Origin of the sequence: Ditibartonella choladocola, from assembly GCF_002007565.1 — a bacterium.
GTDB lineage: Bacteria > Pseudomonadota > Alphaproteobacteria > Rhizobiales > Rhizobiaceae > Bartonella > Bartonella choladocola.
Genome location: NZ_CP015625.1, coordinates 424,684 through 440,871, shown reverse-complemented (window position 1 = coordinate 440,871; position 16,188 = coordinate 424,684). Strand labels below are relative to the sequence as shown.

Annotated in this window: 17 protein-coding genes and 1 tRNA gene; 13 read left to right on the top strand and 5 right to left on the bottom strand. The window is 44.0% G+C overall.

Translation table 11 applies throughout. The features are described from left to right. Positions 1–3 precede the first annotated feature (3 nt). From BBC0122_RS01970 to BBC0122_RS01960, 3 genes are read left to right on the top strand one after another with little or no spacing between them, the layout of a single operon-like run. Positions 4–780, top strand: a complete 777-nt coding sequence (locus BBC0122_RS01970; protein WP_077990779.1) for an SDR family NAD(P)-dependent oxidoreductase — start codon at positions 4–6, stop codon at positions 778–780. A gap of 27 nt (positions 781–807) precedes the next feature. Then, a complete protein-coding gene (iolD, locus tag BBC0122_RS01965) occupies positions 808–2,655 on the top strand; it encodes a 3D-(3,5/4)-trihydroxycyclohexane-1,2-dione acylhydrolase (decyclizing) (RefSeq protein ID WP_077990778.1) in 1,848 nt (615 codons plus the stop codon). After that, a complete protein-coding gene (locus BBC0122_RS01960; RefSeq protein ID WP_077990776.1) occupies positions 2,655–3,416 on the top strand; it encodes an HpcH/HpaI aldolase family protein in 762 nt (253 codons plus the stop codon). The genes iolD and BBC0122_RS01960 overlap by 1 nt, the downstream gene beginning before the upstream one ends. Before the next feature lie 199 nt (positions 3,417–3,615). Here BBC0122_RS01960 and BBC0122_RS01955 read toward each other — a convergent pair whose 3' ends face one another. Further along, entirely contained in the window at positions 3,616–4,404 is a 789-nt protein-coding gene (locus tag BBC0122_RS01955; protein WP_077990775.1) for an SDR family NAD(P)-dependent oxidoreductase, read from the bottom strand. 213 nt (positions 4,405–4,617) lie between these two features. Here BBC0122_RS01955 and BBC0122_RS01950 point away from each other — a divergent pair, with 213 nt between their 5' ends. The 3 genes from BBC0122_RS01950 (at position 4,618) to BBC0122_RS01940 (ending at position 7,747) form a co-directional block, all read left to right on the top strand. Beyond that, entirely contained in the window at positions 4,618–5,817 is a 1,200-nt protein-coding gene (locus BBC0122_RS01950) for a mandelate racemase/muconate lactonizing enzyme family protein (protein WP_077990773.1), read from the top strand. A gap of 14 nt (positions 5,818–5,831) precedes the next feature. Continuing rightward, positions 5,832–6,740 (top strand): TIM barrel protein, encoded by a 909-nt coding sequence (locus BBC0122_RS01945; RefSeq protein WP_077990772.1) that lies wholly within the window; start codon positions 5,832–5,834, stop codon positions 6,738–6,740. Positions 6,741–7,396: 656 nt separating this feature from the next. Beyond that, entirely contained in the window at positions 7,397–7,747 is a 351-nt protein-coding gene (locus BBC0122_RS01940) for an antibiotic biosynthesis monooxygenase family protein (protein ID WP_077990770.1), read from the top strand. A 328-nt stretch (positions 7,748–8,075) separates the two neighbouring features. Here BBC0122_RS01940 and BBC0122_RS12945 read toward each other — a convergent pair whose 3' ends face one another. Together BBC0122_RS12945 and BBC0122_RS01935 are read right to left on the bottom strand one after the other, a co-directional pair. Continuing rightward, positions 8,076–8,228, bottom strand: coding sequence for a hypothetical protein (locus BBC0122_RS12945; RefSeq protein WP_188318065.1), 153 nt, complete (start codon positions 8,226–8,228; stop codon positions 8,076–8,078). Further along, on the bottom strand, positions 8,209–8,631 hold the full coding sequence (locus tag BBC0122_RS01935) for an ATP-binding cassette domain-containing protein (RefSeq protein ID WP_149866627.1): 423 nt from the start codon (positions 8,629–8,631) through the stop codon (positions 8,209–8,211). The genes BBC0122_RS12945 and BBC0122_RS01935 overlap by 20 nt, the downstream gene beginning before the upstream one ends. Before the next feature lie 480 nt (positions 8,632–9,111). Between BBC0122_RS01935 and BBC0122_RS01930 the strand changes: the two genes are divergently transcribed. The 4 genes from BBC0122_RS01930 to BBC0122_RS01915 are packed head-to-tail and all read left to right on the top strand — an operon-like array spanning position 9,112 to position 12,857. Next, positions 9,112–10,098 (top strand): ABC transporter substrate-binding protein, encoded by a 987-nt coding sequence (locus BBC0122_RS01930; RefSeq protein WP_077990769.1) that lies wholly within the window; start codon positions 9,112–9,114, stop codon positions 10,096–10,098. Then, a complete protein-coding gene (locus BBC0122_RS01925) occupies positions 10,098–10,913 on the top strand; it encodes an ABC transporter permease (protein WP_077990767.1) in 816 nt (271 codons plus the stop codon). Before BBC0122_RS01930 ends, BBC0122_RS01925 begins: the two co-directional genes overlap by 1 nt. Continuing rightward, entirely contained in the window at positions 10,910–11,641 is a 732-nt protein-coding gene (locus tag BBC0122_RS01920; RefSeq protein WP_077990765.1) for an ATP-binding cassette domain-containing protein, read from the top strand. Before BBC0122_RS01925 ends, BBC0122_RS01920 begins: the two co-directional genes overlap by 4 nt. 4 nt (positions 11,642–11,645) lie before the next feature. After that, the gene (locus tag BBC0122_RS01915; RefSeq protein ID WP_077990764.1) at positions 11,646–12,857 is read left to right on the top strand and encodes an NnrS family protein; all 1,212 of its coding nucleotides are present in this window, start codon (positions 11,646–11,648) and stop codon (positions 12,855–12,857) included. 360 nt (positions 12,858–13,217) lie between these two features. On the opposite strand, the gene BBC0122_RS01910 is transcribed toward BBC0122_RS01915, so the two are convergent. After that, a tRNA-Thr gene (locus BBC0122_RS01910) sits at positions 13,218–13,293 on the bottom strand. 234 nt (positions 13,294–13,527) lie between these two features. Here BBC0122_RS01910 and BBC0122_RS01905 point away from each other — a divergent pair. Genes BBC0122_RS01905 through BBC0122_RS01895 form a run of 3 tightly spaced genes read left to right on the top strand, consistent with a single transcriptional unit; the run spans position 13,528 to position 15,118 of the window. Next, entirely contained in the window at positions 13,528–14,487 is a 960-nt protein-coding gene (locus tag BBC0122_RS01905) for a hypothetical protein (RefSeq protein WP_077990762.1), read from the top strand. A gap of 5 nt (positions 14,488–14,492) precedes the next feature. Then, entirely contained in the window at positions 14,493–14,915 is a 423-nt protein-coding gene (locus BBC0122_RS01900; protein ID WP_077990759.1) for a group III truncated hemoglobin, read from the top strand. After that, positions 14,912–15,118, top strand: coding sequence for a SlyX family protein (locus tag BBC0122_RS01895; RefSeq protein WP_149866626.1), 207 nt, complete (start codon positions 14,912–14,914; stop codon positions 15,116–15,118). The genes BBC0122_RS01900 and BBC0122_RS01895 overlap by 4 nt, the downstream gene beginning before the upstream one ends. A 331-nt stretch (positions 15,119–15,449) precedes the next feature. Here BBC0122_RS01895 and msrA read toward each other — a convergent pair whose 3' ends face one another. Further along, positions 15,450–16,103: a peptide-methionine (S)-S-oxide reductase MsrA gene (gene msrA / locus BBC0122_RS01890; RefSeq protein WP_188318064.1), complete on the bottom strand. Its 654-nt coding sequence runs from the start codon at positions 16,101–16,103 to the stop codon at positions 15,450–15,452. Between the last annotated feature and the right edge of the window lie 85 nt (positions 16,104–16,188).

Below are 16,188 nucleotides of genomic sequence, written 5' to 3'. Positions count from 1 at the left end.
TTTATGATGTCATTCGACGGAAAATTCTATATTATTACAGGTGGTGCCGGCGGCATTGGACTAGCGACCGCGAAATATCTCGCCAAACGTGGTGCAAGAATTCTCGCTATTGATCGGCAAAAAGCGTCTTTTTCACAATCGGAAGCGGAGTTTGATCGCATAACGTTTGAAACCTGCGATGTAACCGACCGGAAACAAATCGAAACAATCATCGGGCAAGCCGTCGAAAAATTCGGAATGCCGGACGGTCTTGTAACCAGCGCAGGTGTTGATCGGCACCATGATTTCTTTTCATTAAGTGACGACGAATTCAAAAACATTCTTGATATTAATGTATTGGGTTCTTTCAGATTTACCCAGATCTGCGCGCGTCTGTGGAAAGAGCATCCGCGTCAGGACAATAGTACATATGCTGTCGTGTTGCTTTCGTCAGTCAATGCGATCATTGCTACAGCGACCCACACGGCTTATGCGACATCAAAGGGAGCGGTTGCACAAATGACCCGTGTTATGTCAGTCGAGCTTGCTCCATATGGCATTCGCGTGAACGCGATGGCTCCCGGAACAATACGAACGGCACTTCTCGACGCTCTCGTTAAAGAAAGTCCCGATGCTCTCGATTCAGTCCTTTCCCGAACGCCATTAGGCCGTGTCGGTAACCCCGAAGAGATTGCAAGCTCCATCGCTTTTCTGCTCGATGATGCTTCAAGTTACGTGACCGGACAATCACTTTACGCAGACGGCGGAAGAACAGTTCAAAATCTCATACTCAAAAAATAAACATCAACCCATGACCGGGAGGAAAACATGACTCAAAAAACGATACGCCTGACAATGGCGCAAGCATTGGTTCGCTACCTTATCAATCAGTTCATTGACGACGATGGCGTTGAAAAGCCGCTATTTCCCGGTATTTTTGCTATATTCGGTCATGGCAATGTGACATGCCTTGGCGAGGCCCTGGAACCCTATCGCGACAGACTTCCGGTTTGGCGTGGACAGAATGAACAGTCGATGGCGATGGCCGCCATTGCTTACGCAAAAGAGCACCGCCGCCGCCAGATTATGATAGCGCTTTCGTCGATTGGACCAGGCTCGTCGAATATGATGACCGCAGCCGCTGCCGCCTACTCGAACAGATTGCCGGTTCTTTTGTTATCGGGCGATGTTTTTGCAACCCGTCGACCCGATCCGGTTTTACAACAAACCGAAAATTTTCAGGATGCAACAGCAACTGTGAGTGACGGTTTTAAACCGTTCACACGTTATTGGGATCGCATAACCTATCCATCCCAGATTATTTCTTCACTGCCTCATGCTGTATCAACCATGCTTGATCCGGCCACTGCGGGACCGGCATTTATCGGATTATGTCAGGATGTTCAGGAAATGGCTTATGACTATCCGGAAGCATTTTTTGCCAAAAAAATACATCACATAGACCGCCCGCGCGCCGACAAAAAATCCATAGAACAGGCTGTTGAAACTCTTAAAAAAGCTGAACGTCCGCTTGTCATTGCCGGCGGGGGTGTGCGTTATTCAAAAGCCGAACAGGACTTGCAAAGCTTCGCCGAAAAATACAATTTGCCGGTTGTAGAAACAATCGCCGGTAAAGGAACATTGATACATGGTCATCAAAATCTGATGGGAATGATCGGCGTATCCGGTTCCGATGCCGGAAATATGATGGCAGCAAACGCCGACTGCATTATTGCCATTGGGACACGTTTGCAAGACTACATCACCGGCTCGTGGACGTGTTTTCCACGCGACGCGAAATTTGTTTCAATCAATACAACGCGCTTTGACAGCGTCAAACATCAGGCACAAGGCGTCGTCGGCGATGCTAAAGAAGCACTAGCCGATATTTCGGAAAAGCTCGGCTCTTGGAAAGCTGATAAAGACTGGCTGAAACGAGGACAGGATGCCACTCGAAAATGGTATGAAAAAGTCGAGCAGTTTCAAAAACCTGACAATGGTGAAATCCTCACTTACGCACAAGTTGTCGGTGCCGTTAATGCCCAATCGGATGAATTTGACACCGTCGTTTCATCCGCAGGCGGAATTGTCGGCGAACTCCTGAAAGGCTGGCATGTCAAGGGACGTTACGGCTTCGACAGCGAGATGGGCTCCTCGACGATGGGCTATGAAATCGGCGCGGGTTGGGGAACAGCGATGGCACGTAATAAAGGTGAAGTCTATGTCATGCTTGGCGACGGCTCTTACCTGATGGCCAATTCGGATATCTATTCTTCCGTCCTCACAGGGCACAAGATTATTGTTATCGTCTGCGACAATGAAGGTTTTGCAGTTATCCGCCGCCTACAGGTGGGAAAAGGTAATGTTCCTTATAATAACATGATCGCCGAAAGTAAGGTAAAGCAACCCTTTGGCGTCGACTTTGCTGCCCATGCTGCCGCTATGGGAGCTGCTACAAGACGGGTTGACAGTTATAGCGAGCTCGAAGATGCTTTGGACTGGGCACGCAAACAGGATAAAAGTTGTCTTATTCATGTTCCGGTTGCTGCTGACAAATGGACGCCCGGCGACTCGTTCTGGGATGTCGGGGTTCCGGAAATAAGCCACCGCAAGGAAGTTTGTGATGCAAGAGCCGAGCAAGTTGATGGAAGAAAAATGCAACGCGAGGGGGTATAATGATGACGCAACAGGGAAATAGTTTTAAAGCAAATTTGCACAAAAAGAAGCTCATAGGATTATGGGTTTCGCTGTGTTCACCCGCATCTGCCGAAATTTGTGCCCGTTCGGGAGCCGATTGGGTACTGGTCGACATGGAACATGCCCCCAATGAGGTGGCCGGCGTTGCCGATCAGCTAAGAGCGGCCGAACATGCAACCGCAGTCATTGTCCGCCCGCCCGAAAGCACACAGACATATGCCAAACGCCTTCTCGATATAGGTGTTAAAACCATTATGTTTCCCATGATCGATACACCCGAACAGGCTAAGGCGGTTGTCTCATGGACAAGGTATCCGCCACACGGTATACGCGGCATTTCCGGAGTTATCCGCGCTTCCGACTATGGCAGAGATAGCCAATATCGCGAACGTCTCGAAGAAGAAATCTGCGTTATTGTGCAGGCTGAAACACCTCAGGCTATTGCCAATATTCCGGCAATTGCTGCCGTTAAAGGCATTGATGCGATTTTCATTGGCCCCGGTGATCTTTCAGCATCAATGGGATATACGGGTAACGCGAATGCACCTGAAGTAAGACGCGTCATCAAAGAGGCATTGGGAACCATTAAAAGCAACGGAAAGGGTGCCGGTGTGCTCGGATATGGTGCTCCCCTTGCACACGAGTTTTTTGCAGAAGGTGCCGATTTTGTTGCAGTTGGTGCCGATACCTGGCTGCTTGCTCGCGAAACAGCCGGACTTGTCAAAGCCTGCCGCACCTGACTATATCGAGTTTTAACCTATTGATTTTTGTATTGAAACCGGCAACTCCGTTTTGCCGGTTTCATTGATTTAACCCCGTTTGCCGATTTCAATGATTTCACCCCGTTTGCCGATTTCAAATATTGAACTCCGACAATGCGGTAAACTGTCAACATTGAGTCATGCACTGGCAGTTAATTATGGCTCCAATAATAGAACATCAAATTGAGTCAATCACACCGCCGTCGACACGTATAGATGCACCTGTCGTTCCTGAGGCCTGTTGCGAAGCGATATAGACGACCATATTGGCGACCTCGTCTGTTGTCGTTGGACGTTGAAGAATTGAACTTGGACGCATGCGCATAACGTAATCACGGGCTGCCTGATCCAGTGTTTTACCGTTCTTCTTGATGTCATCCTGCAACTGTTCAATCATACCATCTGATAATGTCGGCCCTGGCAGAACCGCATTCACCGTCACGCCGGTTCCTGCCAGTCTTTTTGCCAAACCGCGCGATAAAGCCAAAAGCGCCGTTTTTGTCACACCATAATGAATCATTTCCGAAGGTATATTGAAGGCCGATTCCGAAGAAATAAAAATGACCCTGCCCCATCCTTTTTTAATCATGGACGGGGTTAAATTGCGCGATAAGCGAACACCCGACATAATATTGGTTTCAAAAAACTGCTCCCAAACGTCGTCTCCTGTGTCATAAAAATCGCGTTCGCCGAATATTCCAAGATTATTCACCAATATATCGACAGATGGAAAAGTCTCGGTCAATTTTGTGCAATCCTGCGCCAAAGAGAGATCGCCAACAAAAGACTGGACAGCCTTGCCAGTCGCTTTTTTCAACTCTTCAGATGCATGTTCGACACTTTCGCGACTGCGTCCATTAATGATGACATCTGCGCCCGATAGCGCCAATCCTTTGGCGATCGCCAGACCGATGCCTTTTGTCGATCCGGTTACGATAGCCCGCTTACCATTAAGTTCAATTTTCATTTACATCTTCCTTCAATTCTGTTTTTTCACACCAACGGACAAAGCGATTCCGCTTCAAACGTTAATTTGTATAAATTAGTAAAATACCCGTTTTTAACATATTGTAATAACAACTTTTTTTAAAAATTATTTGTATAATATAACACATTTTTACAAATAATTATTGACTTTTTTCGATTATAAGTTTCAACATGCTGCAATGGGAGAGTTATTATGTCCAAAATTCAGTCCATTCAAACAATCCGGATTGCCGACCGCCCGAAACTTATATGGGTAGAAATCACAACCGATGAAGGCATTGTCGGTCTTGGAGAAAGTTTCCGCAATGCTGAAAGTGTCGAAGCCCTGATTCATGAACACGTTGCTCCCCAGATACTTGGAAAAGATTCCAGAAATATAGAAGAAATTTCACGTTTGTTGATGGGCTATTATCTCGGATTTAACAGCAGTGGTGCTGAAATCCGTGCGGCCAGTGCTGTCGATATTGCTCTGTGGGATATTGCAGGCAAGCGCCACGGCATACCGGTTTATGAAGCGATAGGCGGAAAAAGCAGGAACGAAATACGCGTTTATAATACCTGTGCCGGCTATGACTTCAATTCGCGCGGTGTAAACCGACGTTTGGTAAGTGGCAATGAAATTCCTGCCGGTCCATCCGACGACCAGATAGCTTTTACAAAAGATGCCGGTGCGCTCGCAGAAAGCCTGTTATCGGAAGGTTATAGTGCAATGAAAATTTGGCCTTTTGATATTTTTGCTGTGACAGGTGGCAATACCATCACTTTGCCCGAACTGAAGCAAGGATTGGAACCTTTCAGAAAAATTCGGCAAGCGGTCGGTGATCGCATAGAAGTCATGTGTGAACTTCATAGTTTGTGGAGCTCATATGCAGCCGAGCGGATTTGTCGCGCTTTGGAAGATTACAATATCTTCTGGGTCGAAGACCCGATTAATAAAATGGACAATTTCAAAGCATTGGCAGATCTGCGGCAACGGGTGCGCGTTCCGGTCTGCGGTAGTGAGACACTCGGTGGAGCGGCAAGTTTTCAAAAAATGCTGTCGGCAGATGCCACCGATATTGTGATGGCTGATCTCGCGTGGTGCGGCGGCCTGACCGAAGGACGCAAAATAGCCTATCTTGCCGAAATCTATAGCAAACCCTTTGCACCGCATGATTGTACCGGTCCGGTTACACTGGTTGCCGGTCTTCATCTGGCGCTCCATGCTTCCACAGCCATTTATCAAGAAGTGGTCAGAGCAAGTCTGGCATCGTGGTATCCCGAACTCGTTTCCGGCCTGCCGCCGATTGAAAACGGAAGCATTCATGCTCCTGAAAAACCGGGGCTCGGAATATCTCTTCATGAAAATGTAAAACGCCGGAAAGATGCAATCTTGCGAAACAGTCACCTTTGACGGAGGGACCTAAAATGAATAGAAGACAGATCCTGAAATCTATCGGCCTCATGGCCATTGCCAATCCATTTTACATCAAACAATCCCTCGCCGAAAGCAACCAGCCAGCTTTACCGAAATTTGCCTTGAACCGGATAACAGCACCGCATTTATCGCTCGGTCATTATCTTGATTTATGTCATACCCTTGGTATCGACAATATCGAGCTTAGAAATGATATAGCCGGTAGCGAAATACAAAACACAAAAGACATCGGTCAGGTTGCAAAAACCTGTCAATCCGCAAACATTAAAGTTTTAACAGTCAACGCCTTATACCCGATGGATATTTGGAACGACGAATTAAAGAATAAAGCGATAACAATTGCTGCCGCAGCACAACAATTGGGGGCTAAAGGCGTGGTTTGCTGCCCGTCAGTCGAGCCGGATGACAAGAGAAGTAGCGAAGAAAAAGCGGCCGGTTTACGACGTTCACTCGACGCATTGGCAAAAATATTTCACGATCATAATGTGATGGGATATATCGAGCCGCTAGGTTTTACACAATCATCTCTGCGCCGCAAAAAAACTGCACTCCAAGCCATATCGGATGTCGGTGGAAATGATGTCTTCCGGCTGGTTCACGATACATTCCATCATTTTCTGGCACAGGATCCGGATTACTTTGTCGATATGACCGCAATTGTCCATATTTCGGGTGTTGACGATAAAAACCTGCCTATTGATGCAATTCGCAATGAAGACCGAACCGTTGTCGACCCACAAGATATTATGAGCAACATCCAGCAACTTAAAGAGCTTCGGAAACGTGGATATAAAGGTGATATTTCACATGAAATATTCTCACCGAACGTACAAAACGATAAAAACATCGCTTCACGATTGAATACGTCCATGGAATATATCCGCTCTTCTTTAGCGTAACCACGCACCGATATGATAACAGACATTTAAAAATGGGTGAAAAACTTTTATTTCATCCATTTTATTTTATTATATTCATTTTTAAAACCATATTATTTTATAATTATACTGTTTTATTTTTATAAAGACGAATGATACTTCGTAATATTATATAATAAAATTTATAATACCGTATTCATAATACCTTCAAACTTGATCTGCGCCTATCGGGTTTTTCTTATTTAAAACCGCATACATTCGCTTACTCTTGTTTCATAAGATAACCGGATATTTCATTATTTTCTGCGAAAATATCGCGAGAAATGTATTTTTACCTCCTATTAAATAATATTAAAAAATAAATATATTTGTTTTGTCCAATTTTATCGCGTTTGTTTAATTTTAACTTTTATTTTATGTATTCTCACTTTTCCTATAAAAAGTAAAAAAATTACGAGTTTTTATTTTTACTATTGTCCTTGAAAAATTGAACAAAGCTATTGTTGTGAAATAATCGGTGCAAGTCTTTATACGTTCTTTTTACTTTATCATTCGGCAATGGCGAAATCGCTAAAAGAAACTAAAAGAATTTGTCTGATAACGTTAAAAATGCTGTTATAAAACGTGAATTAAGCTAATCTGCTCGAATTGGAATTATATTCGGAACCTTTATTGCAATGACAAAAGCTTTTTCAATAACACCCCCACCCCCCTATTACATTGTAGCCTTTTCGTCACAAAGGACTGAGGGAGACAATGGCTATGGGGAAATGTCCATAGCCATGGAAAAACTGGCCTTGCAGCAACCGGGTTGTCTTGGTGCTGAAAGTGTTCGCGGTGCTGATGGCTTCGGGATTACCAACTCGTTCTGGAAAGACGAAGCCAGTATGAAGGCCTGGAAAGCAAATGTGGATCACAAATTGGCTCAAAAATTAGGGAAGGAAATATTTTATTCCCGTTACATCATCCGCATTGCGAAAGTCGAGCGGGACTATGGTTTTGACAAAGAAGTCACAGCAACAAATTGATTGACTGATGCAATTTCGTTTTTCGAGTTGACCTTCCACGGTCAAAGCCGAACAATCGTTTATTTCATCTCCGGTGATAAATCTATAACCGGTTTTAAAGGGACGACGTGACAACCGATAGCATAATAGATGAGAACAGATATTCTGTGCATTCATATCAATCCAACGCCCGACCTGAATTGAAATTCATCGTTTTGATATCCATTCAAATGAACAATGATTGAATATAACGATTTCTAATTGTTTTTATCTTTTTACGCACTATACGATGAAAACAGATTGAAAATCGGGAAAATGAACGATTTTTGTCATTTAAGTTTCAACGTTTTTACTGTTTGATATTTTTTTCAACTTTTCCACGCTCGATAACATAAACATCATCAAGGAGGCTCTTGGAATGCACATGATCGGCCTCGGAAAGTAAAATTGTCAAACCTTTCGTTCGTAAGGCGGCAATCACTTCAATCAATCGTTGAGCCAAAGCCGGAGCACCCCCCCTCGAAAGGTTCGTCCAACAATAATAATGAACGCCCGATAATTAATGCACGTCCCGATGCAACAAGTTTTTGTTGCCCTCCAGAAAGAGTAATCGCCTTACGGTTTGCAAAACGGGCAATTTCGGGCATGAGTTCATATATCCATTTCAAGCGTTCAGGCTGTCGTTTCTGTCCAGTGGCATCGAGAGGCAAAAGAATATTTTCTTCTACGCTGAATTCAGGAATCAAACGGCGATCTTCCGGCATATAGCCCACGCCAATCCTCGCCCGCATATGGGTCGGCTGGTTCGTCATATCTTTTCCATCAATCCATATTTGCCCTTTGGATAACGGAAGAATTCCCATAATCGTGCGCGTAAATGTTGTTTTTCCGGCACCATTTAGCACGTAAGATAACCGATACAACGTTTTGAATATACTTGTTATGAATTTTCCCGCAATACTTACTGTCAACCGCAATGTGTCGTATTTTATCTATAAATGACGAATTTTCACAGATTCTCAATATATAAAACCAGAATAAACATGGAAGCAAAATATAAAATCAGACAAAAAGATCGTAGCATTCATATATTGTTTTAAAAATATTTTTCCAATTCAATATATCAACACACGAACGAATATATCTTTTAAAATTACATGATAATAATCTAAAAACAAAGAATTTTAACAATAATCATTTCAGGAAATGCGCTATAGTAAAGCGACATTTCGCCTTGTCAGGAAATATTTTTTCGCCTGAAATGAAAGCAGCATTTTGATTTTTTAAAATTGAGGAATAAACTCATCTTAAATTCTATGCCATAATCAAACGCCCATGACCAATTCATATGACCATTGTTAATGAATGATTTTTACCAGAGGTAGATGATGCTTACTCAAACACGCCGTCATTTTTTAATTGGTGCTTCACTTCTCCCCGCTATTTGTGCATTTCCTGCTATTGCCGCTGCCGAAGACAAAAAACCGGTAATATGGGGGCCTCCGGCGGGTCCTTCTATCGTCGCGGCTTATGCAGTAAAAACCGGCATGTTGGAAGATTTGCTACCCGGATGCCAATTCAAGGTTTGGAACAATCCCGACCAGATCAGAGCAGGCTTAAGCTCCGGTTCTGTCAATATGGCTATTTTGCCAAGCTATAGCGGCGCGAATTTATATAATAAGGGTCTTGACGTGAGATTGGCAAATATTCTGACAGACGGGCTTCTTTACATCGTCGCACCGGAAGCATCCAATATCAAAACACTTCAGGATCTTGTCGGGAAAAAACTTGCTGTACCGTTCAAAAACGATATGCCCGACTACATTATGCAAGCAATTTTAAAAGCATATGACATCAAGCCGGATGCAATCGACATACAATATACGGGAAGCCTCCCCGAAGCCATGCCGCTTCTTATGATCGGGCGTGTTGATGCTGCAGTCATTGTCGAACCTGCAGCATCCACAGTGATTTCTATGAGCGCTGCATCGCCTAAAAAAATTGTTCGTGCGCTCGATATTCAAAAACTTTGGGAAAAAGTTTCAAAGACGGATGCTATTCCGCAAGCCGGTCTTGTTACCGGCAAAGGATTTGAAGGGGACGCAGGAACAAAAAAAATAGCAGCACTCAATGCATGTTTGGCAAGTGCGCTCGAACGAATTAAGGCCGATCCGGAAAAAGCCGCCGAACAGGTTGGCGATTTGCTTGATTTCCCTCCACGATTGATTGCCGCATCCGTGGCTTTCAGTCATCTTGTTGTCCATAATGCCAGAGAAGTCAAACCGTCGCTTGAAACATTTTTTAATGTTCTCATCGAACAAAATTCTGCAATTCTAGGCGGAAAACTTCCTGACGACGGATTTTATGCCTGATGCGCTCTACCAGACTCATTTCTCATCTTGTTTCGCTTGGAAACTATTTCTGGGGAGGTTTTGCAGGGCTTGCCGGTTGCTTCTGTTTTTTTGCTGTCTGGCAGTTGGCGCATGAGCTTTATGGCAGTTATGTGCTCCCCTCTCCGCAACAAACTTTGCAAGCAATGATCTTGCTTGTCCAAACGGACAAATTCATAGCGATGGCAAAAATAACGGCCGAGCGTTCTTTCTTGGGCTTTGCGATAGCCGGTTCAATCGGAATTCTAAGCGGTGTATTATGCGGTTATTCATTTGCTGCGATCCGGCTGATGCGTCCGATCATTATCATTCTATTAGGGGTTCCACCGATAGGCTGGATTGTCCTTGCACTCATATGGTTTGAAAACGGCGGCGGGTCTGTTGTGATGACGATTGCAGTTGCGTCCTTTCCGCTTATTTTTATCAATAGCGTGGAAGCAATTGCCACGCGTGACCGCTCGCTCGACGATATGGCGCGTGCTTTCAACATCGGCATATTGAAACGATTTCGTACAATCACATTTCCGCAAATGGTATCTTTCATATTTCCCGCCTTGTCGCTTTCGGCAGGAAGTGCATGGAAAGTTGCGGTCATGGCCGAACTTTTAAGTTATTCGGGGGGCTTGGGAGGCTTACTTTTCGAGGCACGTAGTACCTTTGATGTACCCGAAGTTACTGCGATCATTTTGATTATTGTGTGTTTTGCTTTGATAACCGAATTCGGCATTATTCATCCGATACGGGAATTTTTTGAAAGCTGGCGGCATGCATCCGACCCTTGGGGCGTTAAAAGATGAGAATTGAAATGCATGATATTGCGTTTTCTTATCTCGGAAGACGTATTCTTGAAAACGTCAATATTCACGTCGACGACCATGAAACATTGGTTGTTCTGGGTGCCTCCGGAGCCGGAAAAACGACAATATTGCAGATAGCGGCGGGCCTGTTGACACCTAACAAAGGAGAGATCAAGAAAAGTTTCCGGCAACAGGCAATCGTTTTTCAGGAACCGAGATTGTTACCCTGGAAAACGACATATGAAAATATTGCCTATGGTTTGAATCATTCACGCCGGAGAGACGAAACAAATGATCCCGTGTCGGACTGCGCAAGAAAAGTCGGTTTAAAAATAACAGATCTTGAAAAATATCCGGCCGCATTATCCGGTGGTATGCGTCAGCGCGCAGCAGTCGCGCGTGCTCTTGCTGTCAATCCCGATATTATCTTTTTTGACGAACCGTTTTCGGCAGTTGACATTGGCTTACGGCGCAATCTTCAGGATATTGTTATTGAAGAGGCAAAAGGCCAAGGTTTTTCGTCATTATTTGTTACCCATGATCTTCACGAAGCATTGCGCATTGCTCACCGTCTGTTACTGGTTGGTGGCGATCCGGCAACAATTGTCGCTGAAAGACATGTTGAAGGTGAACCGGGAAAGAGGAGCGAACGCGAAATATTCGATATGAGCGAAGAATTTGCCAAAGATCGTGATTTTTACGACCTTCTTTATAGGAACAAGGATTAGCGCGATGGGGCTTGGCAAAAAGATCAGAGCAGTGATTGCTCATAGTCCCTTTTTTATAGAGGGCGTTTTTCTTTTCTTTCCGGTATCTGCCTGTTACGCCGTATTGATGCCGTTTATCTGGGTGATTGTCTATCAACTCGACTATCCCGGTACACGATATATCTTCCCCCAGCAGTGGCATGCGCATGAAATGATTTTCGGCTTTTACTCTGCTGCCCTTGCAGGCTTTCTGTGTTCGGCCGTTGCCGAATGGACAGAAACCAAGCCGTTAAATGGCATGAGACTTTTCCGGTTATTTTTATTATGGCTTCCCGGACGCATTGTCGGTTTTTTCGGTTCGGATTACCTGATGATAACGGGCAGTCTATTTGATTGCGCCTTTTTAGCCTTGTTGATCGCTTATGTCGGCTTGCCAATTATTTTGAAAAAAAAATGGAAAAGCATTTCGTTCCTGTTATGGCTCCTCATCCTTTTCATACTCGAAACAACTTTGAAAATTTCATGGTGGCAGGAAGAAACAGAACTCTCGTCTCGTCTTTTATGGGCGATCATTTCTGTTTTTGTTGTTTTGTTCTCTTTGGCAATTTCGCGCATCAACACCGTCGTTACAAATCTCTCATTGGATCCTTCGGGCGAAACAAGCCCTTATCGCCCGCATCCGGGCAGACGCAATCTGTCGCCATTTTTGACAGTCTTATATGCTCTTTCAATGCTTTTCCTGCCATCTTCACAAATGCAATATTATCTGGCTTTCGCTGCCAGTGCTGGTTTTATGGACAGAACAGCGGAATGGTTTATCGGTAAGGCTGCTTTCAAGGCTGAAGTGTTATGTCTCGCGCTTGCAAACACCAGCGCGGGTGTGGGCTTTTTTCTTATCGGTCTTTCCGGTTTCAACGAAAGCATATCAATTTATGCAGGATTACATATATTGACTATCGTAACACTCGGACTTGGTGTTCTGGGTGTATTCACGATCGCCGGTTTACGTCATTCAGGACGAAAATTGATAGCCGTACCATGGCAATCAAAAGCGGCAATCGCATTTATTATATTTGCGGCGGCGTCGCGGGTTCTTCCTGAAACAAGCAGTGCATTCGCGTTCATCAACTCCCATTATGCTGTGGCTGCAACATTATGGTCGGTGGCTTTTTTGCTGTGGCTGTGGGGATATTTGCCAATCCTCGGACACCCCGTAAAAGTGAGCTTTCCTGAATGATTTCCGGGCTTTTTTATTTGTGCCGATCTTCATCTCCGGAAGAATTTTTTTTTGATCTGCAGGAATTTTTCGTTCGCTTTTTCTGTGTTAAAAAACGTGTGAATCCATCTGGAAAATCGTAGTGCGCCCTATCATGACGCGCTCCATTCAGGATAAGAATTAATATGTTGTTTTATTTGTGATTTTTGGTGCAGCATGCCGGCGGCATAATTTTTTATATAATATTGTTTTTATTATATTTTTACCGTTGTATTTTGTAAATGTGTTACATTTTGTGTTACATTTTTGGCTAAAATATCAATATCTTAAAAATTGAAAATAAAAAAATTCAATAAAAATACATGCTTATGAAAATTTTATTGGTGCCGCATGCCGGAATCGAACCAGCGACCCCATCATTACGAATGACGTGCTCTACCAACTGAGCTAATGCGGCACAGATTCTTTTAACGATAAAAGAACCGGTATCGGGTGATAACTAAAAGATCAAACGAAAGCAAGCGGGCAATTCGGTCTTTCAGTGTTTTTCGTTGGTTCTCGATATTACTATATCAAAAAAACGGTTTCTTTGAAAACTTGTCCATAAATTTGATTTGCGATTTGGTTTGCCAATCTTTCCGCTCTTGCTTATTCTATCGAACGGATTTTCGATTATAAGGAGAATTGTTCTTTGGCCAATGCCGAGCAAGCCATCCGCAACGCATTATTAAAAATTGATGCGAGCAATGTTGCCCAAAGACGGCGTGTGTATGAATCAGCCTGGAATGCACATGAACGTGCTCTATTGGCTAATCACAGGCTGAATGATGAAAGCCGGACCAATCGTCGGGATGCGTTGATGCAACTTATCCAACACATTGAAAACGGCTATACGGCTTCCAATCCGGACGATCCCGCTGAGGAGAATCATAAACTTGCAGCCGAAGGTCCCGAAGAACAGGTAGAAATAGAAGTCAATGGTGCAACCAATCTTATAAACACCACACAACACCGCGCATCGGCGCGTCGACGTTCAAAAATTCTATTGATTGTTGCACCGTCAATTCTTGCGATTGTTATGATAATCGGCTTTACTGCCTGGTCGTTTTTCAATAGTCTTTCCGGACGCGCAATTATCGAACATCGCGCGCAAGCTCTGACGCAAAGCCAACAGGTAAAAACAGTTGTTCCTTTTCGTCAGGAAGCAAGCAAGGATGACGGTTGGATAAAATTTTTCAACCCCGGTGATGCAACAGCAATCACAACATATGGAAGCACATCTGTGTCCATAAAGGATGATGACGGTGTGCCTTATACGCATATTTCCGCAAATAGCGAGCAAGATGTCGTCGTTATAGAAATCGGTGCGGGAGTACTGTCCGGCTTACGCGGCAAAAAAGCCATGCTCGACATCAATGCAAAGAGTGATAGTTCAATGCCTAGCCAGATGAGCATTACCTGCGATCTCGGAAGTAATGCGGATTGCGGCAGACGCCGTTTTGAAGTTCCCTCGAATAGAACCGACCTTCTGTGCGAGGTCACAATACCGGCTGAAGGAACGAGTGCGGCCAAGCTTTATTTTACGACTGATCTTTTAGGCGAAGGCCATGGAATTGATATTTACGGTATGAAAATAAAAGCAGCGGATTGAAATTTATGGCACAAGAACCGATTGCAGTAGATGAAACACTTATCGAATCTGTGGTTCGTACATTTTATGGACGGGTAAGAAAGGATCATTTACTTGGTCCCATTTTTGAAGAACATATTCGAGATTGGGAGCCGCATTTACAAAACATGTTCGCCTTCTGGTCATCGGTCATGCTGCATACCAACCGTTATAACGGGCGCCCTATGCCAAAGCATGTCGTTTTACCGATTGATTCTGCACATTTCGACCAGTGGCTCGACATTTTCAAAAAAACCGTTGAAGAACTTTGCGTGAAGGAAGATGCCGAATTGTTCATGAAAAAAGCAACCCAGATTGCCCACAGTCTTGAGCTGGGTCTTGCCTTCAACAATAAGGTTCTTTTACAACCCGGCGAACGCTATATCAGAAATAAGGATCACACATTGTGATTGAAGAAGATCGTCTTACCGAAGTGGAAATAAAACTTGCCGAACAGGAGCGGCTCGTCGAGGAGCTTTCTACTGTTCTTGCCGAACAATGGAAAACAATCGACCTTATGGATAAAAAATTGAAAGCTCTAACCAAACGCTTTCTGGAGCTTGAAGAACAAAGCCAGCCCGACATTCCTGTTACCCGACCACCGCATTGGTGAAACATGGGTTAAGCCTTGTTCCAAAGGTGTTGAAGCCGAAACTCTGTTAGACAATATTGATAATCAACATTTATTAGGAATAATGACCCCTGCCATGTTTTTTCGGTAATCATAAATTCTGTATTCTTAAGCGAGGCTTTTTCTCCTGCAATTTCCACGAATAGTTCAAGTTTCCTGTAAAATTCAAATACCGGAAATGGTCGGGAATTTTCGTGACACGTTTTTATCCGAATAATAAATTATCAAAAAGAATAATGCCGTCCAACATTGTAATGGACGGCAGATTTTTAATAAAACTTTGAAACTTGCTTTTAACTACCGACGATCATCTTCATGAAATAGGACAGGTCACACCGGTTCCCTTCAATCCACAATAGCCATTCGGGTTTTTGGCAAGATATTGCTGATGATAATCTTCGGCAAAATAGAACGGCCCTTCCAGCGCGATTTCCGTTGTGATTGACCCCAATCCCTTTGATTGCAGTGCCTTTTCAAATTGTGCTTTGCTTTTTTGGGCAATTTTGAGATCTTCGTCATTTGCCAGATAAAGGCCGGAACGATAATTATTGCCTATATCATTTCCCTGCCGCATTCCTTGCGTGGGATCATGTTGTTCCCAAAAGGTTTTCAATATCTCGTCGAGATGAAGGATCTTCGGGTCATAGACGACAAGTACCGCTTCTGTATGACCGGTTTTACCTGTGCAAACTTCTTCATAAGTCGGGTTTGGTGTAAAGCCGCCTGTGTAACCCGCGGCTGTCACGTAAACGCCGGAAATTTTCCAGAACAGTCGCTCGACACCCCAGAAACAGCCCATTGCCACAATAATATGACGCATATTTTCAGGATATGGACCTTTCAGATTGTGACCATTGACATAGTGTGTTTTTGCGGTTGCAATCGGTTCACTCCTGCCGACAAGTGCATCTTCTTTTTTCGGCATATCGAGTTTTTCCGAAAATGACAAAATATCAAACATTTTCATCCCCAAAGTTTCCGGCATCCGGTAAGGCTTCACCATCATAACCGATCATATAAGATACCAACGCTAAAATACCAAAAACGATCCA

What these genes read in the sequence shown, in the direction of transcription:
- BBC0122_RS01970 (WP_077990779.1), top strand. Translation starts at nt 4, where the DNA reads ATGATGTCATTCGACGGAAAATTCTATATTATTACAGGTGGTGCCGGC.
- iolD (WP_077990778.1), top strand. Translation starts at nt 808, where the DNA reads ATGACTCAAAAAACGATACGCCTGACAATGGCGCAAGCATTGGTTCGC.
- BBC0122_RS01960 (WP_077990776.1), top strand. Translation starts at nt 2,655, where the DNA reads ATGATGACGCAACAGGGAAATAGTTTTAAAGCAAATTTGCACAAAAAG.
- BBC0122_RS01955 (WP_077990775.1), bottom strand. Translation starts at nt 4,404, where the DNA reads ATGAAAATTGAACTTAATGGTAAGCGGGCTATCGTAACCGGATCGACA.
- BBC0122_RS01950 (WP_077990773.1), top strand. Translation starts at nt 4,618, where the DNA reads ATGTCCAAAATTCAGTCCATTCAAACAATCCGGATTGCCGACCGCCCG.
- BBC0122_RS01945 (WP_077990772.1), top strand. Translation starts at nt 5,832, where the DNA reads ATGAATAGAAGACAGATCCTGAAATCTATCGGCCTCATGGCCATTGCC.
- BBC0122_RS01940 (WP_077990770.1), top strand. Translation starts at nt 7,397, where the DNA reads ATGACAAAAGCTTTTTCAATAACACCCCCACCCCCCTATTACATTGTA.
- BBC0122_RS01930 (WP_077990769.1), top strand. Translation starts at nt 9,112, where the DNA reads ATGATGCTTACTCAAACACGCCGTCATTTTTTAATTGGTGCTTCACTT.
- BBC0122_RS01925 (WP_077990767.1), top strand. Translation starts at nt 10,098, where the DNA reads ATGCGCTCTACCAGACTCATTTCTCATCTTGTTTCGCTTGGAAACTAT.
- BBC0122_RS01920 (WP_077990765.1), top strand. Translation starts at nt 10,910, where the DNA reads ATGAGAATTGAAATGCATGATATTGCGTTTTCTTATCTCGGAAGACGT.
- BBC0122_RS01915 (WP_077990764.1), top strand. Translation starts at nt 11,646, where the DNA reads ATGGGGCTTGGCAAAAAGATCAGAGCAGTGATTGCTCATAGTCCCTTT.
- BBC0122_RS01900 (WP_077990759.1), top strand. Translation starts at nt 14,493, where the DNA reads ATGGCACAAGAACCGATTGCAGTAGATGAAACACTTATCGAATCTGTG.
- msrA (WP_188318064.1), bottom strand. Translation starts at nt 16,103, where the DNA reads ATGAAAATGTTTGATATTTTGTCATTTTCGGAAAAACTCGATATGCCG.